The following is a 23,406-nucleotide window of genomic DNA, read 5'->3' on the forward strand; positions in this document are numbered from 1 at the left end:
GCGATGAACGGTGGACTGAACATTTTCAAGCTGGTGTCGGAAGCGAGCCTGCCCGTGCAACTGGTCATGCTTCTCTTGCTGGTGTTCTCGTTCCTGTCCTGGGTGATCATCATCCGCAAGTACAGCCAGCTGAAGACGGCGCACGACAACGCCGAGACCTTCGAGGACCGTTTCTGGTCCGGTGGCGACCTGGCCGCCCTGTTCCGCGAGGTAGGTAATCGCGATGGCCAGCACGGCATAGAGAACGTCTTCGAGGCCGGCTTTCGCGAATTCGCCCGCCAGCGCCAGCGCCGCGTGAGCGACGCCAATCGCGTCCTCGAGGGCTCCGAGCGCGCCATGCGCGTGGCCGGTACCCGCGAGATCGGCAAGCTGGAGCAAAACCTGGAGTTCCTCGCCAACGTCGGCTCGATCAGCCCGTACGTGGGCCTCTTCGGCACCGTCTGGGGCATCATGGGCGCCTTCCAGGGCCTGGGCGAAATGAAGGACGTGACCATCTCCGTGGTCGCCCCGCACATTTCCGAAGCGCTGATCGCTACCGCGATGGGGCTGTTCGCCGCCATCCCGGCCGTCTGGGCGTACAACCGCTACGCCAACAAGGTGGAGCGACTCGCGTCGCGCTACGAGGTCTTCCAGGAAGAGTTCTCCTCCGTGCTGCAGCGCCAGATCCACACCGACGACGTGGCCTGAGCGGAGCGTACGCAATGCGCACTAATTACCGCCGGCAGAAGCGGAAACTGAAATCCGAGATCAACGTCGTGCCTTACATCGACGTGATGCTCGTGCTGCTTATCATCTTCATGGTCACCACGCCGATGATGAACCTCGGCGTCGACATCCAGTTGCCACAGACCAATGCCAAGTCGCTGCAGGACAAGAAGGACCCGATCGTCGTTTCCGTGGACGAGAACGGCCAGATCTACCTCACCGCCAACGGCGCCAAGCGCGAGCCGGTGAGCGAGGATGAATTCCGGAAGAAGGTCACCGCCTTCCACAACGCGAATCCTGAGCTCCAGGTCCTGGTCGCGGGCGACCAGCGCGTGGGCTACGGCAAGGTTTATTCCATCCTCCCGATCCTCCAGGAGGCTGGCGTCTCCAAGATCGGCCTGATGAGCCAGCCGCAGTCGGCGCAGAATGGAAAACCGTAACGGCACGCCCCGCGCGGTCTTCCTCGCCGCGCTCCTGCACATCGGCATCGTGGCCTTCCTGGGCTTCGCGATCATTCCGTGCTCGGATTACGAGAAATGGGCGGAGGCCGTCGGCCTGCCGGCGGAGTGGAATCCGCTGAAGTGCCCGGCGCCCCTCGAACTCCCCGGCCAGATCATCGAGGCGACCCTCGTCGGCCCCACCGGCAGCCCGCCGCCGAAGGCCACCAAGGTCAAGCCGACCCCGGACACCACGCCGCCACCACCCGCGGTGCCGACGCCACCTCCTCCGCAGCCGGAGAAACCCAAGGTCGAGACGCTTCCGCCGCCACCGAAGCAGCCGGACCTCAAGGACCAGGAGCACGTCGTCGACGACGCCGTGCAGAAGGCTGAGGACGCCAAGCGCCTGCAGGAAGAGAAGCAGCGCCAGCGCCAGGCCGAGCTGGATGCCGAGCAGGAGCAGAAGAAGAAAGAGAAGCAAAAGGAAATCGACGACATCTTCAAGCAACTCGACGTGGCGAAGGCCCAGACGAAGAAGGCCGACACCACGAAGAAGCAGGCGGAGCAGCAGCTGAAGGACCTCCAGAACGCCAAGGACGACGGCCTGCCGGACCTTCCACCGGCTGACCAGAAACAGTCGGGCACTAACGGGCGCGACACGGGGAAGCTTGGCCAGTACCTGGCGGCCATCCAGAACTCGGTGACCCAGAACTGGCTCAGGCCGGAAAGCATGCCCCCGACCCCTTGCATGGTGCACATCGTCCAGGTGCCGGGTGGCCAGGTGCTCAGTGCGAAGGTGGACTCGAGCTGCCCTTACGACGCCGCCGGCCGCGCCTCGGTGGAGAACGCCGTGCTGCGCGCCCAGCCCTTGCCCTACCAAGGCTTCGAGGATGTTTTCCAGCGCAACCTAACGTTCACGTTCAGGCCGCAATGATGTAGCGCGCCCCGCCCCGGCCAAGCGCCGGGGCAGGGCGGTTCAGATTCGGGTCACGCATGAAGTGACCATCGCGTTAACATTTCGCAGTCCCACATACTCAGGCCGCAATGAACCCGCCCATGCGCAGAACGTTTTCCCGACTCGTCATCCTCCTGGCCGCGCTGGCCGCCCTCGTGGCCGGCCCGGCTACCGCCCAGTCGCTCAATGTGGAAATCGTCGGCGGGCTGAAAACGGCGATTCCCGTCGCCGTCGTCCCCTTCGCCCAGGCAGGCGGAGCGCCGCTGCAGACCGATGTCGCCGACGTCATCCGGGCGGATTTCAACCGTTCCGGCAAGTTCCGTTCCCTGGACAAGAACGACCTCGTCGAGACCCCGTCCCAGGGCGCGGACATCAAGTTCGCCACGTGGCGCCTGCTCAAGCAGGACTACCTGACCATCGGTCGCATCAGCGACGCCGGCGGCGGCATGCTCAAGGTCGAGTACGAACTGTGGGACGTGAATCGTCAGCAGAGCCTGCTCGCCCAGTCGTTTACCGCTCCGGCGGGCGACCTCCGCGGCGTGGCCCACCAGATCGCCGACCAGATCTACGAAAAGATCACCGGCGTACGTGGCGCGTTCTGGACCCGCATCGCCTACATCACGGCCGTGGGTACCGGTAACAACACCACCTACTCGCTGATCGTGGCCGATTCGGACGGCTACAACCCGCAAGTCGTGGCGCGTTCGCGCGAGTCCCTGCTCGGCCCGGCCTGGTCACCGGACGGCAGCAAGATCGCCTACGTGTCCTTCGAAAGCGGTAACTCGCAGGTCTACGTGCAAAACATTTCCACGGGCTCGCGCAGCCTCATCGCTTCGCACCCGCGGGGTATCAACAGTGCCCCGTCCTGGTCGCCGGACGGCAGCAAGCTGGCAGTGAGCCTGTCCTACGTCGGTAACCCGGAGATCTTCGTCATCGACGTGGGCAGCCGGACCGAAACCCGGGTCACCAACAACTTCGCCATCGACACCGAGCCCACCTTCACCCCGGACGGCCAGAGCATCATTTTCACGTCCGACCGCTCAGGCAAGCCGCAGCTCTACCAGATGCCAGCCTCGGGCGGCTCTGCCCAGCGGCTCACCTTCCAGGGCGGCTTCAACGCCAGCGCCTCGGTGAGCTACGACGGCAAGCAGATTGCGATGGTGCAGGGTAACGGGAACGTGTATCGTATCGCCATCATGGACCGTAGTCTGGGTGGGCAGGTGCGTTTCGTTTCCCCGGGTAACGTGGACGATTCGCCCAGCTTCGCGCCCAATGCCAGCATGTTGCTGTATGCGGCATCGCAGGGTACGCGCGGAGTCCTATATGCGGTTTCAGCCGATGGCCTCGTACGCCAGCGTCTCGTTCTGTCGGACGGCGACGTGCGTGAGCCGTCCTGGGGACCCTATCGACAGCGCTGATGGCGCGCCCTTCCGGGCGGCGACATTGGCAACGTCCAGGGAAGGGCGCGGCATGGCCGCGCCTTTTCGGCGGACGAAAGGTTTTCCAGCAGCCGCCTTCGGGCGGTTGCCGGAGCGAAGACGCCGGGTGCGGGACAGCGCCCCGTCGGAGTAGATGTAAGTAGAAAAACAGCCGGACAACCGGCGGTGCCTGTCCCGAAACCGAAAACCGACTGTCGGAACTCAACTGTTGAAGGAACGTCCCATGAATAAGACCGTTACCGTCACCCTGGCTGCCCTGCTCTGCGTTGGCGCGGCCGCCTGCTCCAAGAAGAACACCAAGCCGGCTCCGATGCCGGAACAGCAGCCGGTCGCCACGGCACCGCAGCCGACCAGCGACGGTAAGTACCAGCCGTCCGATCTCGACACCGATGCCTGCCTCCGTCAGCGCGTCGTCTACTTCGACTTCGACAAGAACGATGTCAAGCCGGAGTTCCAGCAGATCATCGCTTGCCACGCCAAGTACCTGCAGGACCGTCCGCAGTCGGCCATGACCCTCGAGGGCAACACCGACGAGCGCGGAACGCGCGAGTACAACCTGGGCCTCGGCGAGCGTCGCGGCAATGCCGTCTCCAGCGCCCTCCAGGCTGCCGGTGGTTCGGCTGGCCAGGTCAACGTGACCAGCTACGGCAAAGAGAAGCCGACCTGCCGCGAGCACAACGAAGACTGCTGGGGCAAGAACCGTCGCGTCGAGATCGTGTACACCGCGAAGTAAGTAATGAAGAAGACTCTGGCTAACAGCTTCACGGCCAGGCTTGGCGTGGCGGGCGCTATCGCGTCCGCCACGCTATTCGCTTTCCCGGCCGCCGCCCAGGACACCCGCCTCAGCCTCGCCGACCGCGTATCGCGGCTCGAGCAGCAGTCGCAGGCGCAGGCCGGTACCACGTCCCTGGTGAACCAGGTCAACGATCTGCAGCAGCAGCTGTCCCAGCTGCAGGGCCAGATCGAAGAGCTGCAACACCAGAACCAGCAACTCCAGGATTCCCAGAAGGCGCAGTACGCGGACATCGATTCGCGACTGGGCCGTATTGAGAAGGGTGGGGCGCCGCAGGGCCAGCAGCCCGCCGCCTCGGCCACCGCGCCGCCGGCCCCTTCCGCACCATCCGCCGCCGCGCCGGCAGTGGCGCAAGCCGCCGCGGCCAGTGCGGCGGCCGCGCCTGCCAGCGCGCAGGGCCAACCGGCCAGCACCGACCAGCAGGCCGCTTACGATGCCGCCTTCAAGTCATTGCGCGCTGGCGATTACGTCACCGCTTCCCGCGGCTTCCGCGACTTCCTGGTGAAGTACCCGGACAGCCCGCTCGCACCGAATGCCTACTACTGGCTGGGCGAGTCGTACTACGTGACGATGAACTACCCCGTCGCCATCGAGGCCTTCCAGCGCCTCGTGAAGCAGTATCCGCAGAGCGACAAGGTGTCAGATGGCCTGCTCAAGGTCGGCTATTGCCAGATCGAGCTGAAGCAGCCGGACGCCGCCATCGCCACGCTGAAGCAGGTCTCCGCCAAGTATCCGGGCACGAAGGCCGCTGGCCTCGCACAGGAACGCCTGCGCCGGCTGCAGCGCCAGACGGCCAACTGATTCCATGAACGGCAGCACCGCAACGCCGGCGGACGTCTCGCCGGCCAGGCCCGTCCGGGAGCGGCTGCGGATCACCGAGATCTTCCATTCCGTGCAGGGCGAGGCCGATGCCATCGGCTGGCCCACGGTGTTCGTGCGCCTCACCGGCTGTCCGTTGCGTTGCGTCTGGTGCGACACCGAGTACTCCTTCCACGGAGGCCAGTGGCACGACATCGACGCGATTCTCGACGAGGTCGCCAGTCATGGCGCGCATCACGTCTGCGTGACCGGAGGTGAGCCGCTGGCGCAGAAGCGTTGCCTGATCCTGCTGCACAAGCTCTGCGATGCCGGCTACGAGGTGTCGCTGGAAACCTCCGGCGCGCTCGACGTGTCCCAGGTCGACCCCCGCGTGCGCAAGGTGATGGACCTCAAGGCGCCGGACTCCGGCGAGTGCGCACGTAACCTGTGGTCCAACCTCGACCACCTCCTGCCGCACGACCAGGTCAAGTTCGTGATCGCGAGCCGCGCCGACTTCGAATGGTCGCGCGACACCGTCCGCGAGCATGCGCTCGATCGCAAGGCCATGGTCCTGTTCTCGCCCGTGTGGTCGAAGGTCGAGCCGCGCGAACTGGCCGAGTGGATCCTTGCCGAACGCCTCCCCGTGCGCTTCCAGATGCAGTTGCACAAGCTGCTCTGGAACGACGCCGCAGGTCATTGATTCCAGGGTTATCGCATGAACGATTCGAACACTTCCCCCAAGGCCGTCATCCTCGTGTCCGGCGGCATGGACTCCGCGGTCACGATCGCCATGGCGCGTGAACAGGGCTTCGAGGTGTACGCGCTGAGCGTCGCTTATGGCCAGCGCCACAGCTCCGAACTCGAAGCCTCCGAGCGCGTGGCGACCATGCTGGGCGCCGTGGTGCACAAGACCGTGAATGTCGACCTGCGCAGCATCGGCGGCTCAGCGCTCACCGCCGATATCGACGTGCCGGAAGAGGGCGGCGAAGGCATTCCCGTGACCTATGTGCCGGCGCGCAACACCATCATGCTGTCGATCGCGCTGGGCTGGGCGGAAGTACTCGGTTCGAACGACATCTTCTGCGGCGTCAACGCGGTCGATTACTCCGGCTATCCGGACTGCCGTCCCGCCTTTATCGAGGCCTTCCAGACGCTGGCGAACGTCGCGACGAAAGCAGGCGTGGAAGGCGCGGGCATCCACATCCATGCGCCGCTGATGCAGATGGGCAAGGGCGACATCGTGCGCGAAGGCATGCGCCTGGGCGTGGATTTCGCGGCGACGGTCAGCTGCTACCAGGCCGATGCCGACGGCCGAGCCTGCGGCCATTGCGATGCCTGCCGTCTACGCGCGGAAGGCTTCGCGAAGGCCGGCGTGCCGGATCCCACGCGGTACGTCTGACTTCGGTCAGGGCGAGGGCTCGGTGGCTCGGTTCGCATTCAACGCATCCACGATGACCTTGTCTGAGGAACCGAAGCAACAAGAGACGACATGAACGCCTACGTGGTTCAACTGGCTCATCATCTGCTCCTTGGTCAATCTTCCCGCGTCGACGACCTGGACGTTGATGCCGGCCGCTTCCGCGATGGAACCCAGGTGCGTCTGATCGAACTTGATGTACTCGTCGTCACTGAGCCTCGGTAAGCCTGTTTCGGGATTCCAGTTATCGCCATCCCTCATGCCCATATAGCCTGTGTATAGCGCGAGTCTCCCGGTCTTCAGTTTCTGCAATTCCTGGACCAGCAGGCCAGCGCTTTCGGCGGTCAGCGATGTGTCGGATGTCCAGATACGGCTCTTGGGGTTCCCTGGATGGGTTCTCATTTGCCAGTTTCCCACTTGCTTGTGACGACTCCCGCGTGCGGGATCTCCCTGGGTTTCCCCCTTGCGTTGTGGCACCCTGGTGGACGGAATGTCTTCCGTTCGGGGGAAACTGGTTCGCGCTTGCTTCGCGGGCGAGGGCCCGTCCGCGGGTGCCTCCGAACCGCTCGCGAGCCGCCCGAGCACCACAGCTCCGGGAATCGCGGGGGGAGCCAGGGAACCTTGCGGAATACCGGATGAAACGCTTGCGGCGTCCATGGAAGCGGCGATGGCATTGGCAATTATCGCGGGCGTGGAAGAGCCGCCCGGTTGATCGATGACGGCGAACGCTACCGACGGCGGGACTTCCTCGCCGGCTGTGCGGAGAAGGCCCCCGTGCAAGCGTTTCCACATATGCCCCGACGGGTCCACCCGATTGATCGGATCGCCGCTGCAGTAGGCATAGCGATTGAGACCGCCAGCACCGAAGGGGCTCATCGTGTCGGGTGACAGCAGCCGGCGCAGCAGAGGGCTGTAGGGCCGTTTGCCGAGCAGGTACCAGCGGGTAGCTGTTTCGATGCGTTCGCCCGCGTAACTCGAATGAGTGCGGCCACCTTGCAGATGGGCGCCGTACGCGCCGTAAATCTTGTCCATAATCGTTCGAAGCCATCCCGTCCTGGGACTTGCAGTGTACGCTCCGAACGCCTCCAGTCACGAATGACCGCTACGCATCTTCGGTGGATGCGATGCAATGGCGCTGTCGAAAGGTGATTTGCAGTGGCCGGTGTGGCCGATCGGCGCACCCATCCTGCCTGGTTCAGCCGGCTGCCCGCAACAATGGCGACACGTACGGCTACGATCAGGAAATGACGCGTCCGGCGAGAGCGAATGGTGGGTCGTGCCGGATTCGAACCGGCGACCTACGGATTAAAAGTCCGCTGCTCTACCAACTGAGCTAACGACCCACACGCGAGAACCGGCAAGTTTACGAGGCGGAGGCGGGCGACACAACCCGAAGAGGCATTCCGGTTCAGGTGGTGAGGATGATGGCTTCGACGTCGCCGCCCGCGTCGCGCCACGCGCCCAGTCCGCCGGTCAGCGGCCTGACGTTGGAGAAGCCGAGTTTGCTCAGGCGCTCCGCGACCTTGGCGGCCGAAACCTCGTTCGGGCACGAGCAGTAGATCACCAGGACGCTGTGCCGGGGCAGGGTAGCCAGTTCCCGGTCGGCAGTCGTAAGGTCGAACAGGCGCGACCCGGGGATCACGAAGGGATCGTCGCGGCGGCTTATGGACGAGCGCACGTCGACAATCAGCGCGCCGGGCTCGCTGGAAAGGAGCAGAGACAGTTCGTCGGCCGAGATCCGGCTCTTGCGCAGGCGCACGATCAGCAGCGAGCGGCGCATGTAGCGGAAGGCGATCCACAGCACCAGCCCGATCGCCGCGACCGCGGCCATGCCGATGCCGAACTCGCGAAGCACGCCCAGCACCGCGTCGATCTGCCGGTAGAACAGCATGCCCGCGGATAGTCCCACGGCCACCCACAAGGCGGCGCCCAGCAGGTCGTACACGGTGAAGCGCGAGAAGCGTGTATCGCCCGCACCGGCGATGGGAATCGCCACCAGGGAGAGCCCGGGAACGAAGCGCGAGACAAGCAGCAGCTTTACGCCGCGCTTCTCGAAGAAACCACTCGCACGGCGCACGCAGGTGTCGGGCGAAAGCGAGACACGGCAGAGTCCGTCCAGCACGCGGTAACCGAAACGGCGGCCTGTGAGGAACCAGGCGGCATCGCCCAGAAACGCGCCCGTGAGCGCGGCGAGGAAGGTGCCGATGATGAGCAGCGGATCGTGCCCCGCCACGAGCGTGCTGCCGACCACGATGAGGGTGGGCATCGCCGGAACGGGCAATCCGATGGCACCGGCGAACACGCCGAGGAACGCCACGATAGGCGCCGTGTCCGACCAGTTGATGCTTGCCACGCCCGTGTTCCTCGAAGAGGGTCCTGTGCTCGCTGCAACGATACGCCGGTCGCCGGACGTGCGACAGGGGGCTGGGCTACCAGGCGGAGTGCCAGTGCAGTGCGGCGGCCGGGTGCGAGGCCGGGCCCACGGCGGCGCCCTCGAATTGCGCCCAGAAGAGGCTTCCGCGACCTGGGCTGGAGCGCACGCCGATTCGGCCCCCAAGCGTGTCCGCGATGCGGCGGGCCACGGCCAGGGCGAGTCCATAACCCGGATGTCCCGGCAGGCGGGTGAACTCCTCGAAGATGTGGGTCTGCATGCCGGGTTCCAGGCCCATGCCGTTGTCGCGTACCTCAAGGCGGATGGCATCGCCGCGGCGGCGGATCGCGACCAGCACGCGTCCGTGTGGCGTGCTGAGCACCGCGTTGGACACGAGCCGGTGCAGCAGTTCGCCGAACAGCGCGGGATCGACGTGCAGCGGCACGCGCCCGCCGCGCCAGCGGACATCGACGCCCAGGCGCGCGGCGTCCGCCTCGATCGTCGCCCGACCTCGCACAAACAGGTCCGAGGCGATGATGTCCACCGCCGCGGGTTCCACGGCGCCCGCGTCGAAGCGGGCCATCTCAAGCAACCCGTCGAGCAGTTCGTTGAGCCGGGTGAGGCTGCTGCGCATCTGTCCGAGCACGGCGCGCTGGCGAAGGTCTTCGCCAGGCTGCATGCCGGCGACGAAGAGCGCCAGTGCCTGCAGCGGCTGGCGGAAATGGTCGCCCACCTGTTCCACGAAGCGGGTATGCCGGGCGATATCCTGCAGACGCTGGCGCAGCGCTTCCGCCATGGCCGCGTCGTGGCGCGCACGCAGTTCCAGGAGTTCGTCGAGCAGCGCGTCGATGGCATGCAAGTCGGCGTCTTCGCCTGGTGCCTGCGCATGACGTGGATGCAGGAAGCGATCGATGCGTGCGCGCATGTGCTCCACGGGTGCCATGACGTCGTGTTCCAGGTTGCGCCGAGCAATCGCGAACAGCCAGACCACACCGGTGCAAAGAAGCAACGTCATCAGTAAGCCTGCCACATGGCGTTCATGCAACGCGGAGGCATCGGCGATGGTTTCCAACTCACCCGCCTCGGTGTTCGTCCAGGTGTGCAACTGTCGTCCAGGGACGAGCCGCCGTCCGCTGTCCACGACGAGGTCGCTCGCATCGTCACGGTGAAGAATGGCTTGCTGGGTGGGCGCACTGCGCAGGAGCGCACGGGTGAGCGCATCGCGCGTGGCGTCGTCGTTCGACGTTTCCGCGATCGACGCGGCGATACGTATCGCCTGGATGCGCGCTACTGCATGTGCGTCGGCATCCGCCGCGCGCATGTGCAGCACCCCGAGCGTGGCAGCCAACAGCAGGGCGACCACCGTCATCGGCAGCAAACCCTTGAGGATCAACTGCCTTCTGAGGGACGCAGGCCTTCCTGGCGATCGCGGCGACACGGTCATGGGGGGCCTTATGGCGCGGAGTCTCGTGACGAATCTATGAAACGCGGAAGGACAGCGCGATAGACAAGGGGAGCTAACCCGGCGGCCTATGTCGTCCGGCCTATCACTTTCCGCGCAAGCGGGCGACCAGCCCATCGTGATCGCTGCGGATCTTGCGGAACCTCGCTGCGCGCGCGCCGTCGCTTATCCATTGCGCGCTATTCGCGCGGCGCTGCTCCAGCGTGTACTCGATGTCGGCGAACGGTACGAGTTCGGCGTTGCCCGCGGGCGCGAACCCGCTGATGTCGTGGATCCGCTTGAGGTTAGCTTCCTCGCGCGCGGCATTCTTGCCCTTGCCGTAGCCGGTGATGAATGCCGCGACCTGTGCCCTCAGGGATGCAGGCAAGTCGTTTCGGATCACGATGACCGCGTGCGGGATCAGCGAGGACTTCCACAGGATGCGCAGGCGCGCGTACTGCTCGGGGAAGTGCTGCTGGAAGCGCTTGAGGTCGGCGCCTGCGGATCGATCTCGCCAGACGGTGCGGCGCCGGCCGGCAGGGCGGCAAGCAGGCAGACCAGCCAGGCGGCCAGCCAGCCCCGCATCGTCAGTCGCCCAGGTGCTGGGCGGCGACCAGGGCCTCGAGACGATTGCGCACGTGCAGCGCACGGAAGATCGCGGCCAGGTGGATCTTCACGGTGCCCTCGCTGATCTGCAATTCGCGCGCGATCAGCTTGTTCGGGCGGCCCTTCGCGAGAAGTTTCAGCACATCGATCTGGCGGTCGGTGAGGACGGTGGCCAGGCGTTCCTTGGTGGTCAGCCCGTCGTTGCCATGGGACAGCGCGAACACGGGTGCCACGGTGGCGGCAGCGGAGCGCATGGCCTCCGGCGGCACGTAGATACCGCCGCCCACCACGAGGCGGACGGCATTGAGGATCACGTCGGGATGGGAGGACTTGGGAATATAGCCCTGCACGCCAAGGTCGAGGACCTGGCGAATCGACGAGGGATCTTCCGTACCGGACAGCACGATGACCGGGCGGCCTCGCGAGGCGCCGTCGTCGGCGGAGCCACCAAGGGCCTTCACGGCTTCCTTGATGTGCTCGACGCCACCTTCCGAGCCCGGCATGGCCATGTCGATGAGTGCCACGTCCGGCAGGGGGGACTCGCCCAGCCTCTCGCGAAGCGCGCTTACGGTCTCGGCTTCGACGAAATGGATATCGTCACCCAACTCGTGAAGCTTCTGCTTCACGGCTTCAATAATGAGCCGATGATCGTCCGCGATCAGAACACGCATGCCTTTCCTCCGCCCGCCAGGCTTGCGAGCCACCCCGTTGAGCGGACCATAGTCCTACGGGCCCCCGTCGGCAAGCAGGCCATCCGGCTCAGACGGCTGCACGATGGACAGTCCACGCCGAAACCATTACCTCATGGAGACGCTCTGGCGACACCGGCTTGAACAGCACCTGCGTGGCCGTCTGGTCTATGTGGTGCAGGAACTCGCCGCGGGTCTCTCCCGTGATCAGCACGCGAGCGAACGGCGGGGGGTCGCCGGGCCGTCGGCGGTAGTAGCGGTCGAGCAGGGCGATCACGTCCATGCCCGTGCCCTCGCGCAGGCGGAGGTCGGAGATGACGATATCTGGCGGCTGCATCCACTGGTGAACAGCCTCCATGGCCTGCTGGGCGTCCTCTGCCGTCATCACCTCGCAGCCCCAGCTGCCGAGAAGGTAGCTGATGCCGGCGAGGATGGTCGGCTCGTCGTCGATCACGAGCACGCGCATGCCCACGATGTCGCGGGGAATGCCCGGGTCGACGGCCGGCGCGGGCGGGGCCTCCATCATGCCCGGCTGCACCTCGGGCAGAACGATGGAGAACAAGGTGCCCTTGCCCGGGCGGGAACGGACCGAGGCGCGCGTACCCAGCAGGCCGGCGAGCTTCTGCACCGTCGACAGGCCAAGCCCGAGGCCACGCCGCGTGCCTTCCGGCCGGCCGGTTTCAGGGCCGCCTTCCACCCGGTAGAACTCGTCGAAGATGTGCTGCAGGTGTTCCTTGCCGATGCCCAGGCCGGTATCCCAGACGTCCACGCGGACCGTGCCGTCCAGCCGGCGCCGCGCGCCCACGAGCACGCCACCGGTGCGCGTGTAGCGCAGCGCATTGCTCACCAGGTTATTCAGGATGCGGGCCAGCATCGTGCGGTCGGACCTCACCCACAGGCGGGTGGTGCGCACCACCAGGCGGAGGTCGTGCTGCTCGGCCACCATGCGGAAGTTCACGCTGACGTCCTCGAACACCTCGTCCAGCGGCACGTCGCGGATTACCGCGGGCATCGCGCCGGTCTCCAGGCGGGAAAGGTCGAGCAGTTCGCCGAAGAGGTGGTCCAGCGATTCGACGCATTCCTGGATATGCGCGATGCGGTTCAGCCGAACGGGATCGAATTCGTCCACCGCGAGGCCGGAGGAGAACAGCGTGAGCGCGTAGAGCGGCTGGCGCAGGTCGTGGGAAGCGGCGGCAAGGAAGCGCGCCTTGGCGACGCTGGCCGCTTCCAGTGCCGCGTTCTTGCGGGCCAGTTCGTCGGTCGCCGTGGCAATCTCGCGTTCCATGCCGATCTGTGCGTGAAGCAGCTTGGAGGCTGCGCCATTGAAGCCGCGTTGAAGGTCGCCTATCTCCGTATCGTCGGTGACCGGCACCACCACTGTGCGGTCGCCCAGACCCAGCTGGCGCACCGCGATGGCGAGGTTGCGCAACGGCGCGCTCAGCCAGCGTGCCGTGGACCAGCCGATCATCGCCGCGATCAGCAGGCTCAGCGCCAGCCAGACCAGCGCGTTGTGCACGCTGGCGCGCTGCGCGGCCACGGCATCCTCCACGCTCACGTCCACGGTGACCGATCCGACCACGCGGCGGGACAACGGATCGAGGATCTCCCGGGATACTGTGAGGCTGTCGTCGTCGCCGCTGACGATGGAGCCGTTCACGCGGTCGGCTACGATCTCGCCGTCACGGTCGCTGATGCGCACGCGCGAGACCTGCGGAAGCTGCACGATGGATTGCGCAATCCTGCCCAGCTCGCGGCGTTCTCCGTTGCGCAGGGCGTCTCCGGACACGGTGGCGGTCTGTTGCGCGATGGCGTCCGCGGTGGACCGCCCCATCTCGCGCAAGGTGTCCATCTGGTTGCGGGTAAGCAGGGTGACCAGCAGGATCGCGCTGATAGCGGTGGGCACGAGGGCGACACAGGTCAGGCGCTGCACGAGCGAGGTGCGTCGCCAGACTTTTTCCAACCATGGAGCGGACACGTCACGCATGCATCGATTCCCCCGGCGCTACCTATCCAGGGCTGCGCGAGGGCGTAAGCCTAACGCAGAATGAAGTGGACGCGGCGTCAGCGCCTGCGGCGCACGCGTGTGAACAGGGTACGCGCAGCCAGGGGAAGGATCGTCAGGATCGCGAAGGCGGCCAGGGGGACGAGGATCCGGCCATCGAGCAGGCTGGTGGCGTTCACCTGTCCACCGCTGCCCAGTGTTTCGCCAAGGCCCGCGCCCACCGAGGTTTCCACGAACAGCGACACCGTGCCGCCGAGCCAGGTGGTACCGACGAAAAGCCATAGAGGGCAGCGTAACCAGGCCAGCGCCACCGTCATGGCGCCTAGCGGGACGATGGGCACGAAGCGCAGGGCCAGCATGTAAGTGATGGGGTGCGCCGCGAAGCCCTTGCGCAGACGCTGCGCCAGGGCAGGCGGTTCGCGGCGGCCCGCACCAAAGGCATAGCGGCTGGCCAGGTAGAGGGCCAGCGAGCCGAGTACCAGCGCTACCGACGAAAGCGCCGTGCCTTCCACCGCCCCGAACAGCAGGCCTCCGGCGAGCACGAGCACGATCGTACCGGGCACGCCGGTGGCGATCGCCAGGGTCAGCAGGCCAGCGAAGGCAAGCCGTGAAGTGACGGGATGCTCGACGATGCCGGCGCGGAGGTGACCCTCCTCGGCGAGCAAACGGTGCGGTTCGAAGCGGTCCAGCGCGCCGCTGGCGAACAGCGCGGCGCCGCCGACCAGCAGCAGGCCTAACGGCAGCAGGGCGCGCCAGCGGCTGGTCACCCGGTGCGATCCCGGTTCAATACGCCGTGCCCGATTCGCCGTAGCGGCGCAGCACGGCACGTGCCTCCTCACGGCGAATGTCACGGCGCACGGCAATGCCACGGCGCTCCAGCTCGCCGATCCAGTCCGCGGGAAGCGGACCTTCGTCGAACGATGTGAGTTCTTCTACATCCTCGGAGCGGGCGCCGATCAGAAGCTCATCGATGCCGGCCCATACCGTCGCGCCGAAGCACTGGCAGCAGGGCTGTGAACTGGTCGCGAGGACGAAGCGGCTACCGTCCTCGTTGAGGCGAAAGCGCTGCAGGCGCTGTTGCGCCGTCATGTACGCCATCATTTCCGCATGCGCCACCGAGCAGTTGTGCGGTACCACGCGGTTCACGCCCACGGCGACGATGCGATCGTTCCCGTCGAACACCGCGGCACCGAACGGGCCGCCCGTGGCAAGGTCGACGTTGAGCCCCGACAGTTCGATGGCGAGGCCGAGCTTGGCCTCGTCGCCGACGTAGTCCACCGACGTGTTCACCGCCTCGTGCACCCAGGCGGGGAGGGTGAGATGGACCTGTGCGTAGAGCATCAGGCCTGCTTCGCCCACGAATCGCGCAGGGTTACCACGCGGTTGAAAACGGGCGCGGCGAGCGTGTGGTCGTGTATGTCCGCCACGAAGTAGCCCAGGCGCTCGAACTGCACGCGGTCCTCGCGCATCGCGCCCGCCGCCGCGGGTTCCACAAAACCGTTCACGATACGGCGCGAATGCGGATTGATGTGGTCCTTGTAGGTCTTGCCGTCGGTCTCGTCGTCCGGGTCGGTCACGTCGAACAGGCGATCGTAGAGACGGACCACGGCCGGCACGGCATCGCGCGCGCTCACCCAATGGATGGTGCCCTTCACCTTGCGATCGGCTCCCGGCATGCCGCTGCGTGTGTCGAGGTCGAGTGTGCAGCGCAGTTCGACGACCTGGCCTTCCGCATCCTTCACCACGGTGTCGCAACGGACGATGCCGACGCCGCGCAGACGCACTTCGCCTTCGGGCTTCAGGCGATGGAAGCCCTTCGGCGGCACTTCGGCGAAGTCTTCGCGCTCGATCCACAGTTCGCGCGAGAACGGCACGGTGCGCGTACCGAACGATTCGTCCTTGGGATGGTTCGGGAAAGTCAGCGATTCGGCGTGTGTTTCGTCGAGGTTGGTGATGACCAGTTTCAGCGGATCGATCACGGCGAGGCGGCGCGGCGCCGTGCCGTCGAGGTCCTCGCGCACGGCACCTTCGAGCACGCCCACGTCGATCGTGCTGTTCTGCTTGCTGACGCCGATGCGCTCCCAGAACAGGCGGATGCCCGCGGGCGTGAAACCACGGCGGCGCATACCGGCGAGCGTGGGCATGCGCGGATCGTCCCAGCCGTCCACGAGGTTCTCGGACACCAGCGTGATCAGCTTGCGCTTGCTCATCACCGTGTAGTTGATGTTCCCGCGCGAGAACTCGATCTGGCGCGGCTTGCTCGGCGCCGTGGGCAGGCCGGCCGCGAGCAGCGGTTTCCAAAGCTCCGGATCGTGGGCGAGGTCGACCTTGTCCACGATCCAGTCGTACAGCGGACGATGGTCTTCGAACTCCAGCGTGCACAACGAATGCGTGATGCCTTCCAGTGCATCGGACAGGGAATGCGCGAAGTCGTACATCGGATAGATCGGCCAGGCGTCGCCGGTGTTCTGGTGATGCACCTTGCGCACCCGGTACAGCGCGGGGTCGCGCAGGTTCATGTTGCCCGAGGTCATGTCGATCTTCGCGCGCAGCGTCTTGCTGCCGTCGGCGAACTCGCCGGCGCGCATGCGCTGGAACAGGTCGAGGCTTTCCTCGACCGAACGGTCGCGGTACGGCGAATTCCGGCCCGGCGCAGTGAGCGTGCCGCGGTACTCGCGGACTTCGTCCTGGCTGAGGTCGTCCACATAAGCGACGCCCAGGCGGATCAGCTTCAGGGCCGACCGGTAGAACACCTCGAAATAATCGGAGGCATGGCGCAGTTCCGCCCACTCGAAACCCAGCCACTTCACGTCGCGCTGGATGGCCTCGACGAACTCGAGATCTTCCTTCGACGGGTTGGTGTCGTCGAAACGCAGGTTGCAGATGCCACCGAATTCAACGGCCAGGCCGTAGTTGAGGCAGATCGACTTGGCATGACCCAGGTGCAGGTAGCCGTTCGGCTCCGGCGGGAACCGGGTGCGGATCTGCGCATGCTTTCCGGAAGCAAGGTCGTCGCGGACGATCTGGCGGATGAAGTGCTGCTGCAGGAGGGGCGTTTCGGTCGACATCGCGAAAGACTCGGAGGTAGGGCGCGGCAAACGTCTGAGTTTACCTTCCTTGACGTCGTGGCGCTTGCCGAGCCGCCCTCAGGCGGGGTAGCGTGCACGGATGCGCATCGCCTACCACGCCGAATCCCTGATCGACGCCCATCTTGTGAAGGATGCGCTCGAGCAGGCGGAGATTCCGGCGTTCATCGCCGGCGAGTTCCTTACCGGCGCGGTGGGCCAGCTGCCCGCCCGCGACTTCCTGGCCGTGATGGTTCCGGATGGCGCCGCCGAGGCAGCAGAGGGCATCGTCCGCCAGGTCGACGCCCAGCTTGCCGAGGCTCGCGAGGCCGCGGCCTCCGACGACGACTTCGGCGCGGTTACCATCCCGGCCTGATCGCCCGCTCCACCTTCCAGGATCCTCATGCAGGCCATTCTCGACCTCGTCCGCGATGTGCCGGACTTTCCGCGCCCCGGCATCATGTTCAAGGACATCACGCCCCTGCTCGCCGACGCGGCGGCTTTCGGCGACTGCATCGACGCCATGTGCGAACCGTGGCGCGGCCAGGGTATCGGTGCCGTTTGCGGCATCGAATCGCGCGGTTTCATCTTCGGCGCCGCGATGGCGCGGGCCCTGGGCGCCGGCTTCGTGCCCCTGCGCAAGGCCGGCAAGCTGCCGCCGCCGGTGGTTGGCGTCGACTATGGCCTGGAATACGGGCTCGACCGCCTGGAGATCGGCACGCATGCGCTGGCGCCGGGCGAAAAGGTGGTCGTCGTGGACGATGTGCTCGCCACCGGCGGCACGCTGGAGGCCGCGCGCCGGCTGGTGGAACGCCTGGGTGCCGAAGTCGTCGGCGCCAGCGTCGTCATGGAACTGGCAGCGCTCAACGGCCGCGCCCGCTGGGCCGGCGGCGTACCGTTGCACGTGTTGATCGGGTACTGAACCGGGCGGCTCAGTGACTGGCCGGCGCCGTGGCGCAGCCCTGCGTACTCAGCAGTTCGGCGGGGACGTCGCGGATCACCTCCGCCAGCGCCTCGAAGAATGGCGTCATGGCCGAGCTCTTCCGCCACAGCATGGCGATGCGCCGGCTCGGTGCCGGGGCCTCGAATTCCACCAGTTGCACGTTGGCCGACTGCGCGATGGGCGGTTTCACGGCCAGTGCGGGCAGCAGGGTGATGCCGACGTTCGCGGACACCATCTGCCGCAGCGTCTCCAGGCTGGTGGCGCGAAAGCCGGACTTTTCGCCCGCGCCCGCCATATGGCAGACCTCCAGGGCCTGGTCACGCAGGCAATGGCCGTCCTCGAGCAGCAGCAGGTCCTGTTGCGAAAGGTCTTCCATGCGCAGCGTTTGCCGCGAGGCGAGCGGATGGCCACTTGGCACAGCCAAAAGGAAAGGTTCCTCGAACAGGAATTCCGTACGCAGGGAATCGTCGTGCACCGGCAGCGCGAGGATGCCGGCGTCGAGGGTGCCTTCGCGCAGCATATGCAGTACTTGCTCGGTCTTCTCCTCGCGAAGCAGCAGTTCCAGCCGTGGGAAGCGTTCGCGCAGGTGCGGGATCACATGCGGCAGCAGGTACGGTCCCAGGGTAGGGAAAATGCCGAGCCGGATCGTGCCCGATTCGGGATCGCGCGTGCGCTGGGCGATCGACTTGATCTCGTCGATCTGCGAAAGCACGCCGCGGGCGCGGCGGGCAATTTCACGCCCTGTTTCCGTCAGCAGGACTTTTCGCGGGGTACGTTCCACCAGCGCCACGCCCAGCTCGTCCTCGAGCTTGCGGATCTGGGTGGAAAGGGTGGGTTGGCTGACGAAGCTCGCCTCGGCTGCCCGGCCGAAGTGGCGGTACTCCGCCAGGGCGACGAGATACGACAGGTCGCGCAAATTCATGGTGGCTGCCTCGGCGGGGCTCGTGATAGATGCAGCCTATCACATTCATGCTTACAATCGATTTGGAATATATGTACCAGGCCGGTAAGCTTGCTTGGAAGAGTTCATCGTAATCCCTTCACCCAACCCTCGACGGAGAGTTCAAATGCTGAGCATTGGCGACAAGTTCCCCCAGTTCAACCTCAAGGCCGTGGCCGGTGGCCCACTGGCAAGCAAGATCGAGGACGCCTTCGTCGACGTGACGGACAAGTCCTACGAAGGTAAGTGGAAGCTTGTCTTCTTCTATCCGAAGGACTTCACCTTCGTCTGCCCGACCGAGATCAAGGGCTTCAGCGACCTGAACGAGAAGTTCGCCGATCGCGACTGCCAGATCCTGGCCGCCTCGACCGACTCCGAGTTCGTCCATCGCGCCTGGCGCATGGACCACGCCGACCTCAAGGACCTCGCCTTCCCGATGCTGGCGGACATCAAGAAGGACCTGACCACGGCTCTCGGCATCCTGACCGACGAAGGCGTTGCCCAGCGCGCCACCTTCCTGGTCGATCCGAACGGCGAGATCCAGTTCGCCTACGTCACGGCCGGTTCGGTCGGCCGTAACCCGGACGAAGTGCTGCGCGTCCTCGACGCCCTGCAGACCGACGAGCTGTGCGCCTGCAACTGGAAGTCGGGCGACGAGACCCTGAAGGTCGCCTAAGCAAGTAGCGTTACCAAGTCCCCGCCGCGTTCCCTCCCTCCCTCACGCGGCGGGGCACCTCTCTCCTTCCCCGTACACGACTTTCGCGTTCCCACGTGAACCGGTGCCCGCAGGCGCCGAGACATTCCGTGCCTCTTTCCCTTAATTCCACAAGATAAAGGTGCATCCATGAGCGTCGCCGATCTGCGCAGCAAGCTTCCCGAATATGCGAAAGACCTCAAACTCAACCTCGACTCCGTGTTGAGCGAAGCGGGTGCCCCGGGCCTCAACATGGCCCAGATCGCGATGATCGCGCTGGGTTCGGCCTATGCCTCCCGTTTCAAGCCGCTGACCGAGGCCATTGCCGCGTTCGCCGCCGAGCATGCCACGGCCGAGCAAGTGACCGCCGCCAAGGGTTCGGCAGCGATCATGGGCATGAACAACATTTATTACCGTTTCCAGCACCTCGTCAGCCACCCCGAATACGAAACGATGCCGGCGAAGCTGCGCATGAACGTCATCGGCGCCTATCGGGGCGACGCCAAGAACGACTTCGAACTCGTCTCCCTTGCCGTGTCCGCCGTGAACGGTTGCGGCATGTGTATCGACTCGCACGACCGCGTGCTGCGCGAGGGCGGCATCGGCGTGCAGGGGATCCAGAGCGCCGTGCGCATCGCTTCGGTGATCCACGCGGTCGCCGTGGTGCTCGAACAAGCCGACGCCGCCGGCTGATCGGCTTAACACGGCCTTTCTTCTGCATGGGCGACTCTCCGCGCACATCCACGCGAGGAGGGTTCGCCATGAGTTACGTCGACGGTTTCGTCGCCCCTGTTCCCATCGACCGGCTGGGCGATTACAAGAAGATGGCGCGCAAGGCCGGCAAGATCTGGATGGAATACGGTGCGCTCGCCTATTCCGAATGTGTGGCCGACGATGTAAATCCAGGCAAGGTCACCTCGTTTCCGCAGTCGGTGAAGCTGAAACCCGGGGAGGTGGTTGTCTTCTCGTGGATCGTCTACAAAAACCGTCGCGATCGCGACCGCATCATGAAAAATGTGATGTCGGATCCTCGACTTGCAGAGTATGCAGACCCCAAGGCGCTGCCCTTCGACGGCAAGCGGATGTTCTTCGGCGGCTTCAAGCCGATCGTGGAATTTTAAGTAAGTCCTGACGCACTGCGGCAAAAACGGGGGTGCCTTCTGGCACTGTGTCGAAGGTCATCCCTGTTCGCAGGATGCGGGATTACCCACAGGGAGTCCCACCTGCCATGCGTCGTTTCGTCCGTCCCCTCGTTCTCACCGCGCTCGCCGCCTGCTGTGGCGCCGCGCTCGCCGCCGGCACGGACGCCGCGCCACCGCTTGGCCACCTGCCCACCTGGGCCCAGCCGGAATCGTACAAACTCTCGTTCAAAGTGGATCCGAAACAGGAGAACTACTCAGGCTCCTCGACGATCCGCATCAAGCTTGCCCAGCCGTCAGACTTCATCTGGCTGCACGGCAAAGACCTTAAGATTTCCAAGGTCACCGTGACCGACGCCGCCGGCAAGACGCATGCCGGAAAGTACACCGTGGCCGCCGAGAAGGAAGGCGTCGCCAGGGTCGACCTCGGCGCGAAGCTCGAAGGCGAGATCACCCTCGCGATGGAGTTCACCGCGCCGCTGAACAAGCAGCTGCAGGGCCTGTACAAGGTCTCGCACGAAGGCGTGCCCTATGCGATGACGCAGATGGAACCGGTCTCGGCCCGCTACGCCTTCCCGGGCTTCGACGAGCCCTCGTTCAAGGTGCCGTTCGACATCAGCCTCACCATTCCCTCCGACGACCAGGGCGTGGCCAACACCGCGCAGATCAAGGAAGAGAAGGCTGGATCGGGCTGGAAGACGCTGACGTTCTCGACCACGAAGCCGTTGCCGACCTATCTGGTCGCCTTCGCCGTGGGCCCCTGGGACGTGGTGAAAGGTCCGGACATCGGTCCGACCCAGTTCCGCAGCCATGCCACCCCGCTGCGCGGCATCGCCGCCAAGGGCGAGGGCCATCGCATGCAGCACGTGCTGGGCGAGACCAGTTCGATCATCCACACGCTCGAGGATTACTACGGCTTCGGCTATCCGTACGACAAGCTCGACCTGCTTGCCGCGCCGGATTTCAGCGCGGGTGCGATGGAGAACGCGGGCCTGGTCACCTTCCGTGACTGGCTGCTGCTAATCGATCCGGATTCGGCCGCGCAGTACGTGCGCGGCTCGTTCAACGTCAACGCGCACGAACTGGCCCACCAGTGGACCGGCGACACCGTGACGATGAAGTGGTGGGACGACATCTGGCTCAACGAAGCCTTCGCCACCTGGATGCAGCAGAAGGTCACCATCAAGGTGCATCCGGAGTATCGCGCCGACCTCGACCGCGTCCGCGGCGCGCAGGGCGCGATGAATAACGACAGCCTGGTCAGCGCGCGTAAAATCCGCCAGCCGATCACCGGCAACGGCGACATAGAGACGGCATTCGACGGCATCACCTACCAGAAGGGCGCCGCGGTCCTCGGCATGTTCGAGGGCTATGTTACCGAGCCCGTGTTCCAGAAGGGCATGCGTGCCTATATCCAGAAGCACAAGTTCGCCAACGCCACGGCTGACGACCTGATCGATGCCATCGCCGAGGCCGCCGGCCAGGGCGATGTGTTCAAGAAGGCGTTCCGCAGCTTCCTCGACCAGTCCGGCGTTCCTTACGTCGCCACCGAAGTGAAGAACGAGGGCGGCAAGACGGTGCTGCACCTGACGCAGAGCCGCTACCTGCCGCTGGGCAGCACGGGCGACGCCAACCGCGTATGGGGCGTGCCGATGTGCGTGCGCTACGGCACCGACGGCGGCGGCAACAAGGTCAAGTGCGAACTGTTCGACAAGGCCACGGGTACCATGGTGCTCGACGGCGCGGCGAAGAACAGCTGGGTGCTGCCGAACGCCGACGGCCGTGGCTACTACCGCTTTGCACAGGGCAAGGCCGACCTAGCCGCTCTCTCGAAGGTGGTGGGCTCGCTGACCGACGCCGAACAGCTTGCGTACGCCGATGCCGTGCGCGCCGGTTTCCAGCACGGCGAACTGGATGCCGGCGACGTGCTTGCCGCATTCAAGCCGCTCACTGCGTCGAAGATCCGCGAGGTCTTCACCGCTCCGCTCGGCACGTTCGACTGGATCCTCGCGAACGAGGCCCAGACGGACGCGCAGCGCGAGCACCTGCGCAGGTGGGCCACGGATGCCTATCTGCCGAAGCTCAAGGAACTGGGCTACCGCAAGAAGGCCGGCGAACCCGATAACGACACCCTGACGCGTACCGCGCTCGCCGGTGTTCTCGCCGACAAGGACATTGGCGTGCCCGAGGTGCGTGCCGAATTGCTGAAGCAGGGCGATGCCGCGCTGAGGATGAAGGACGGTCACCTCGACCTCGAGGCAGCCGACGCCGACCTGCTCGGCGACTCGCTCGGCGTGGCGGTGCAGGAGCGCGGCGCCCCGGCCGTCGACGCGATCATCGCGGAGATTCCAAAGACGTCCGATCCCGCCAAGCGCAACGCGATGCTTTCCGCACTGGCGGATATCAAGGATCCGGCGCTGGCGAACAAGGCCCGCGACTTCGCCCTCAGCAAGGACGTGAAGGTCGGCGAAATGGCGATGGTGCTACGCGGTGGCCGCGACTCGGAAGCCTCGCGTGCGCAGATGTGGAAGTGGTTCGCCGCCAACTACGACAAGATCGTGGAGCGCACCGGCAGCTTCGCCGGCGGCAGGCTTCCGGCCATGGGCGGCGGTGGCGGCTGTTCCAAGGCCGAAGCCGATCGCCTGGGCGAGTTCTTCAAGCCACGCATGAACCAGGTAAGCGGCGCGGAGCGCGGCCTGGCCCAGACCAGCGAGCAAATCCTGCTGTGCTCGGCGCAGAAGGCCAAGCAGGATCCGAAGGCCATCCTGCGCTAAGCATCAGCGTCCTCGAGTGACGACCAGCCGGGCGAGCGATCGCCCGGCTTTTTTTTGCGTGCGCCCGGCAGGGCGCACCTGCTAGGAGGTGAAAGTCCTCTACCCACCCGGCAAGGGGAAGGGTTAGCCAGAGGCAAGGGCGATTCGGGTGACTGGTCGTCTGAAGGAAGCCCGAGGCAAAACGCTGGCCTGACGAAC

At 65.5% G+C, this 23,406-nt stretch carries 24 protein-coding genes and 1 tRNA gene; 14 read left to right on the forward strand and 11 right to left on the reverse strand.

Annotated elements, in window-relative coordinates:
• Window positions 1-3 precede the first annotated feature (3 nt).
• From tolQ to queC, 8 genes are all read left to right on the forward strand, one after another.
• The gene (tolQ, locus tag VGM71_RS04215) at window positions 4-687 is read left to right on the forward strand and encodes a protein TolQ (protein ID WP_331542566.1); all 684 of its coding nucleotides are present in this window, start codon (window positions 4-6) and stop codon (window positions 685-687) included.
• 14 nt (window positions 688-701) lie between these two features.
• A complete protein-coding gene (gene tolR / locus VGM71_RS04220; RefSeq protein WP_331542567.1) occupies window positions 702-1,145 on the forward strand; it encodes a protein TolR in 444 nt (147 codons plus the stop codon).
• Complete coding sequence (locus VGM71_RS04225; protein WP_331542568.1) at window positions 1,132-2,076, forward strand: cell envelope integrity protein TolA; 945 nt, start codon at window positions 1,132-1,134, stop codon at window positions 2,074-2,076. The genes tolR and VGM71_RS04225 overlap by 14 nt, the downstream gene beginning before the upstream one ends.
• 122 nt (window positions 2,077-2,198) lie before the next feature.
• A complete protein-coding gene (tolB, locus tag VGM71_RS04230) occupies window positions 2,199-3,515 on the forward strand; it encodes a Tol-Pal system beta propeller repeat protein TolB (RefSeq protein ID WP_331542569.1) in 1,317 nt (438 codons plus the stop codon).
• A 244-nt stretch (window positions 3,516-3,759) separates the two neighbouring features.
• Window positions 3,760-4,269, forward strand: a complete 510-nt coding sequence (pal, locus tag VGM71_RS04235) for a peptidoglycan-associated lipoprotein Pal (protein WP_331542570.1) — start codon at window positions 3,760-3,762, stop codon at window positions 4,267-4,269.
• A gap of 3 nt (window positions 4,270-4,272) precedes the next feature.
• Entirely contained in the window at window positions 4,273-5,130 is an 858-nt protein-coding gene (gene ybgF / locus VGM71_RS04240; protein WP_331542571.1) for a tol-pal system protein YbgF, read from the forward strand.
• Window positions 5,131-5,134: 4 nt separating this feature from the next.
• The gene (queE, locus tag VGM71_RS04245) at window positions 5,135-5,827 is read left to right on the forward strand and encodes a 7-carboxy-7-deazaguanine synthase QueE (RefSeq protein WP_331542572.1); all 693 of its coding nucleotides are present in this window, start codon (window positions 5,135-5,137) and stop codon (window positions 5,825-5,827) included.
• A gap of 15 nt (window positions 5,828-5,842) precedes the next feature.
• Entirely contained in the window at window positions 5,843-6,526 is a 684-nt protein-coding gene (queC, locus tag VGM71_RS04250; RefSeq protein WP_331542573.1) for a 7-cyano-7-deazaguanine synthase QueC, read from the forward strand.
• Between the two features lie 6 nt (window positions 6,527-6,532).
• On the opposite strand, the gene VGM71_RS04255 is transcribed toward queC, so the two are convergent.
• From VGM71_RS04255 to VGM71_RS04300, 10 genes are all read right to left on the reverse strand, one after another.
• Complete coding sequence (locus tag VGM71_RS04255; protein WP_331542574.1) at window positions 6,533-7,576, reverse strand: RHS repeat-associated core domain-containing protein; 1,044 nt, start codon at window positions 7,574-7,576, stop codon at window positions 6,533-6,535.
• Window positions 7,577-7,811: 235 nt separating this feature from the next.
• Window positions 7,812-7,887, reverse strand: a tRNA-Lys gene (locus tag VGM71_RS04260).
• A gap of 65 nt (window positions 7,888-7,952) precedes the next feature.
• On the reverse strand, window positions 7,953-8,897 hold the full coding sequence (locus VGM71_RS04265; protein ID WP_331542575.1) for a VTT domain-containing protein: 945 nt from the start codon (window positions 8,895-8,897) through the stop codon (window positions 7,953-7,955).
• 76 nt (window positions 8,898-8,973) lie between these two features.
• Window positions 8,974-10,308, reverse strand: a complete 1,335-nt coding sequence (locus VGM71_RS04270) for a HAMP domain-containing sensor histidine kinase (RefSeq protein ID WP_331542576.1) — start codon at window positions 10,306-10,308, stop codon at window positions 8,974-8,976.
• A gap of 154 nt (window positions 10,309-10,462) precedes the next feature.
• Window positions 10,463-11,005, reverse strand: a complete 543-nt coding sequence (locus VGM71_RS04275) for a PhnD/SsuA/transferrin family substrate-binding protein (protein ID WP_331542577.1) — start codon at window positions 11,003-11,005, stop codon at window positions 10,463-10,465.
• Window positions 10,944-11,633 carry a response regulator transcription factor gene (locus tag VGM71_RS04280; protein ID WP_331542578.1) on the reverse strand — a complete coding sequence of 230 codons (690 nt, stop codon included), beginning with the start codon at window positions 11,631-11,633 and terminating at the stop codon, window positions 10,944-10,946. Before VGM71_RS04280 ends, VGM71_RS04275 begins: the two co-directional genes overlap by 62 nt.
• 88 nt (window positions 11,634-11,721) lie before the next feature.
• Window positions 11,722-13,635: a hybrid sensor histidine kinase/response regulator gene (locus tag VGM71_RS04285; RefSeq protein WP_331542579.1), complete on the reverse strand. Its 1,914-nt coding sequence runs from the start codon at window positions 13,633-13,635 to the stop codon at window positions 11,722-11,724.
• A 77-nt stretch (window positions 13,636-13,712) separates the two neighbouring features.
• Complete coding sequence (locus tag VGM71_RS04290; RefSeq protein WP_331542580.1) at window positions 13,713-14,420, reverse strand: TVP38/TMEM64 family protein; 708 nt, start codon at window positions 14,418-14,420, stop codon at window positions 13,713-13,715.
• 16 nt (window positions 14,421-14,436) lie between these two features.
• On the reverse strand, window positions 14,437-14,994 hold the full coding sequence (locus VGM71_RS04295) for a nucleoside deaminase (protein WP_331542581.1): 558 nt from the start codon (window positions 14,992-14,994) through the stop codon (window positions 14,437-14,439).
• Window positions 14,994-16,721, reverse strand: coding sequence for a glutamine--tRNA ligase/YqeY domain fusion protein (locus tag VGM71_RS04300; RefSeq protein ID WP_331542582.1), 1,728 nt, complete (start codon window positions 16,719-16,721; stop codon window positions 14,994-14,996). Before VGM71_RS04300 ends, VGM71_RS04295 begins: the two co-directional genes overlap by 1 nt.
• Window positions 16,722-16,821: 100 nt before the next feature.
• On the opposite strand from VGM71_RS04300, the gene VGM71_RS04305 reads away from it, so the two are divergent.
• Both VGM71_RS04305 and VGM71_RS04310 read left to right on the forward strand, forming a co-directional pair.
• A complete protein-coding gene (locus VGM71_RS04305) occupies window positions 16,822-17,094 on the forward strand; it encodes a DUF2007 domain-containing protein (RefSeq protein WP_331542583.1) in 273 nt (90 codons plus the stop codon).
• 27 nt (window positions 17,095-17,121) lie between these two features.
• Window positions 17,122-17,640 (forward strand): adenine phosphoribosyltransferase, encoded by a 519-nt coding sequence (locus VGM71_RS04310; protein ID WP_331542584.1) that lies wholly within the window; start codon window positions 17,122-17,124, stop codon window positions 17,638-17,640.
• Window positions 17,641-17,650: 10 nt separating this feature from the next.
• On the opposite strand, the gene oxyR is transcribed toward VGM71_RS04310, so the two are convergent.
• Complete coding sequence (gene oxyR, locus VGM71_RS04315; protein ID WP_331542585.1) at window positions 17,651-18,583, reverse strand: DNA-binding transcriptional regulator OxyR; 933 nt, start codon at window positions 18,581-18,583, stop codon at window positions 17,651-17,653.
• 145 nt (window positions 18,584-18,728) lie between these two features.
• Between oxyR and VGM71_RS04320 the strand changes: the two genes are divergently transcribed.
• The 4 genes from VGM71_RS04320 to VGM71_RS04335 all read left to right on the forward strand — a co-directional run bounded on the left by VGM71_RS04320 (window position 18,729) and on the right by VGM71_RS04335 (window position 23,208).
• Window positions 18,729-19,277, forward strand: a complete 549-nt coding sequence (locus VGM71_RS04320) for a peroxiredoxin (protein WP_331542586.1) — start codon at window positions 18,729-18,731, stop codon at window positions 19,275-19,277.
• 168 nt (window positions 19,278-19,445) lie between these two features.
• Complete coding sequence (locus VGM71_RS04325) at window positions 19,446-19,988, forward strand: carboxymuconolactone decarboxylase family protein (RefSeq protein WP_331542587.1); 543 nt, start codon at window positions 19,446-19,448, stop codon at window positions 19,986-19,988.
• A 68-nt stretch (window positions 19,989-20,056) separates the two neighbouring features.
• Window positions 20,057-20,416 (forward strand): DUF1428 domain-containing protein, encoded by a 360-nt coding sequence (locus VGM71_RS04330; protein ID WP_331542588.1) that lies wholly within the window; start codon window positions 20,057-20,059, stop codon window positions 20,414-20,416.
• A gap of 107 nt (window positions 20,417-20,523) precedes the next feature.
• A complete protein-coding gene (locus VGM71_RS04335) occupies window positions 20,524-23,208 on the forward strand; it encodes a M1 family metallopeptidase (RefSeq protein WP_331542589.1) in 2,685 nt (894 codons plus the stop codon).
• Window positions 23,209-23,406 lie beyond the last annotated feature (198 nt).

The sequence above is a fragment of the Luteibacter sp. genome (assembly GCF_036499525.1).
In the GTDB taxonomy this organism is placed as follows: domain Bacteria; phylum Pseudomonadota; class Gammaproteobacteria; order Xanthomonadales; family Rhodanobacteraceae; genus Luteibacter.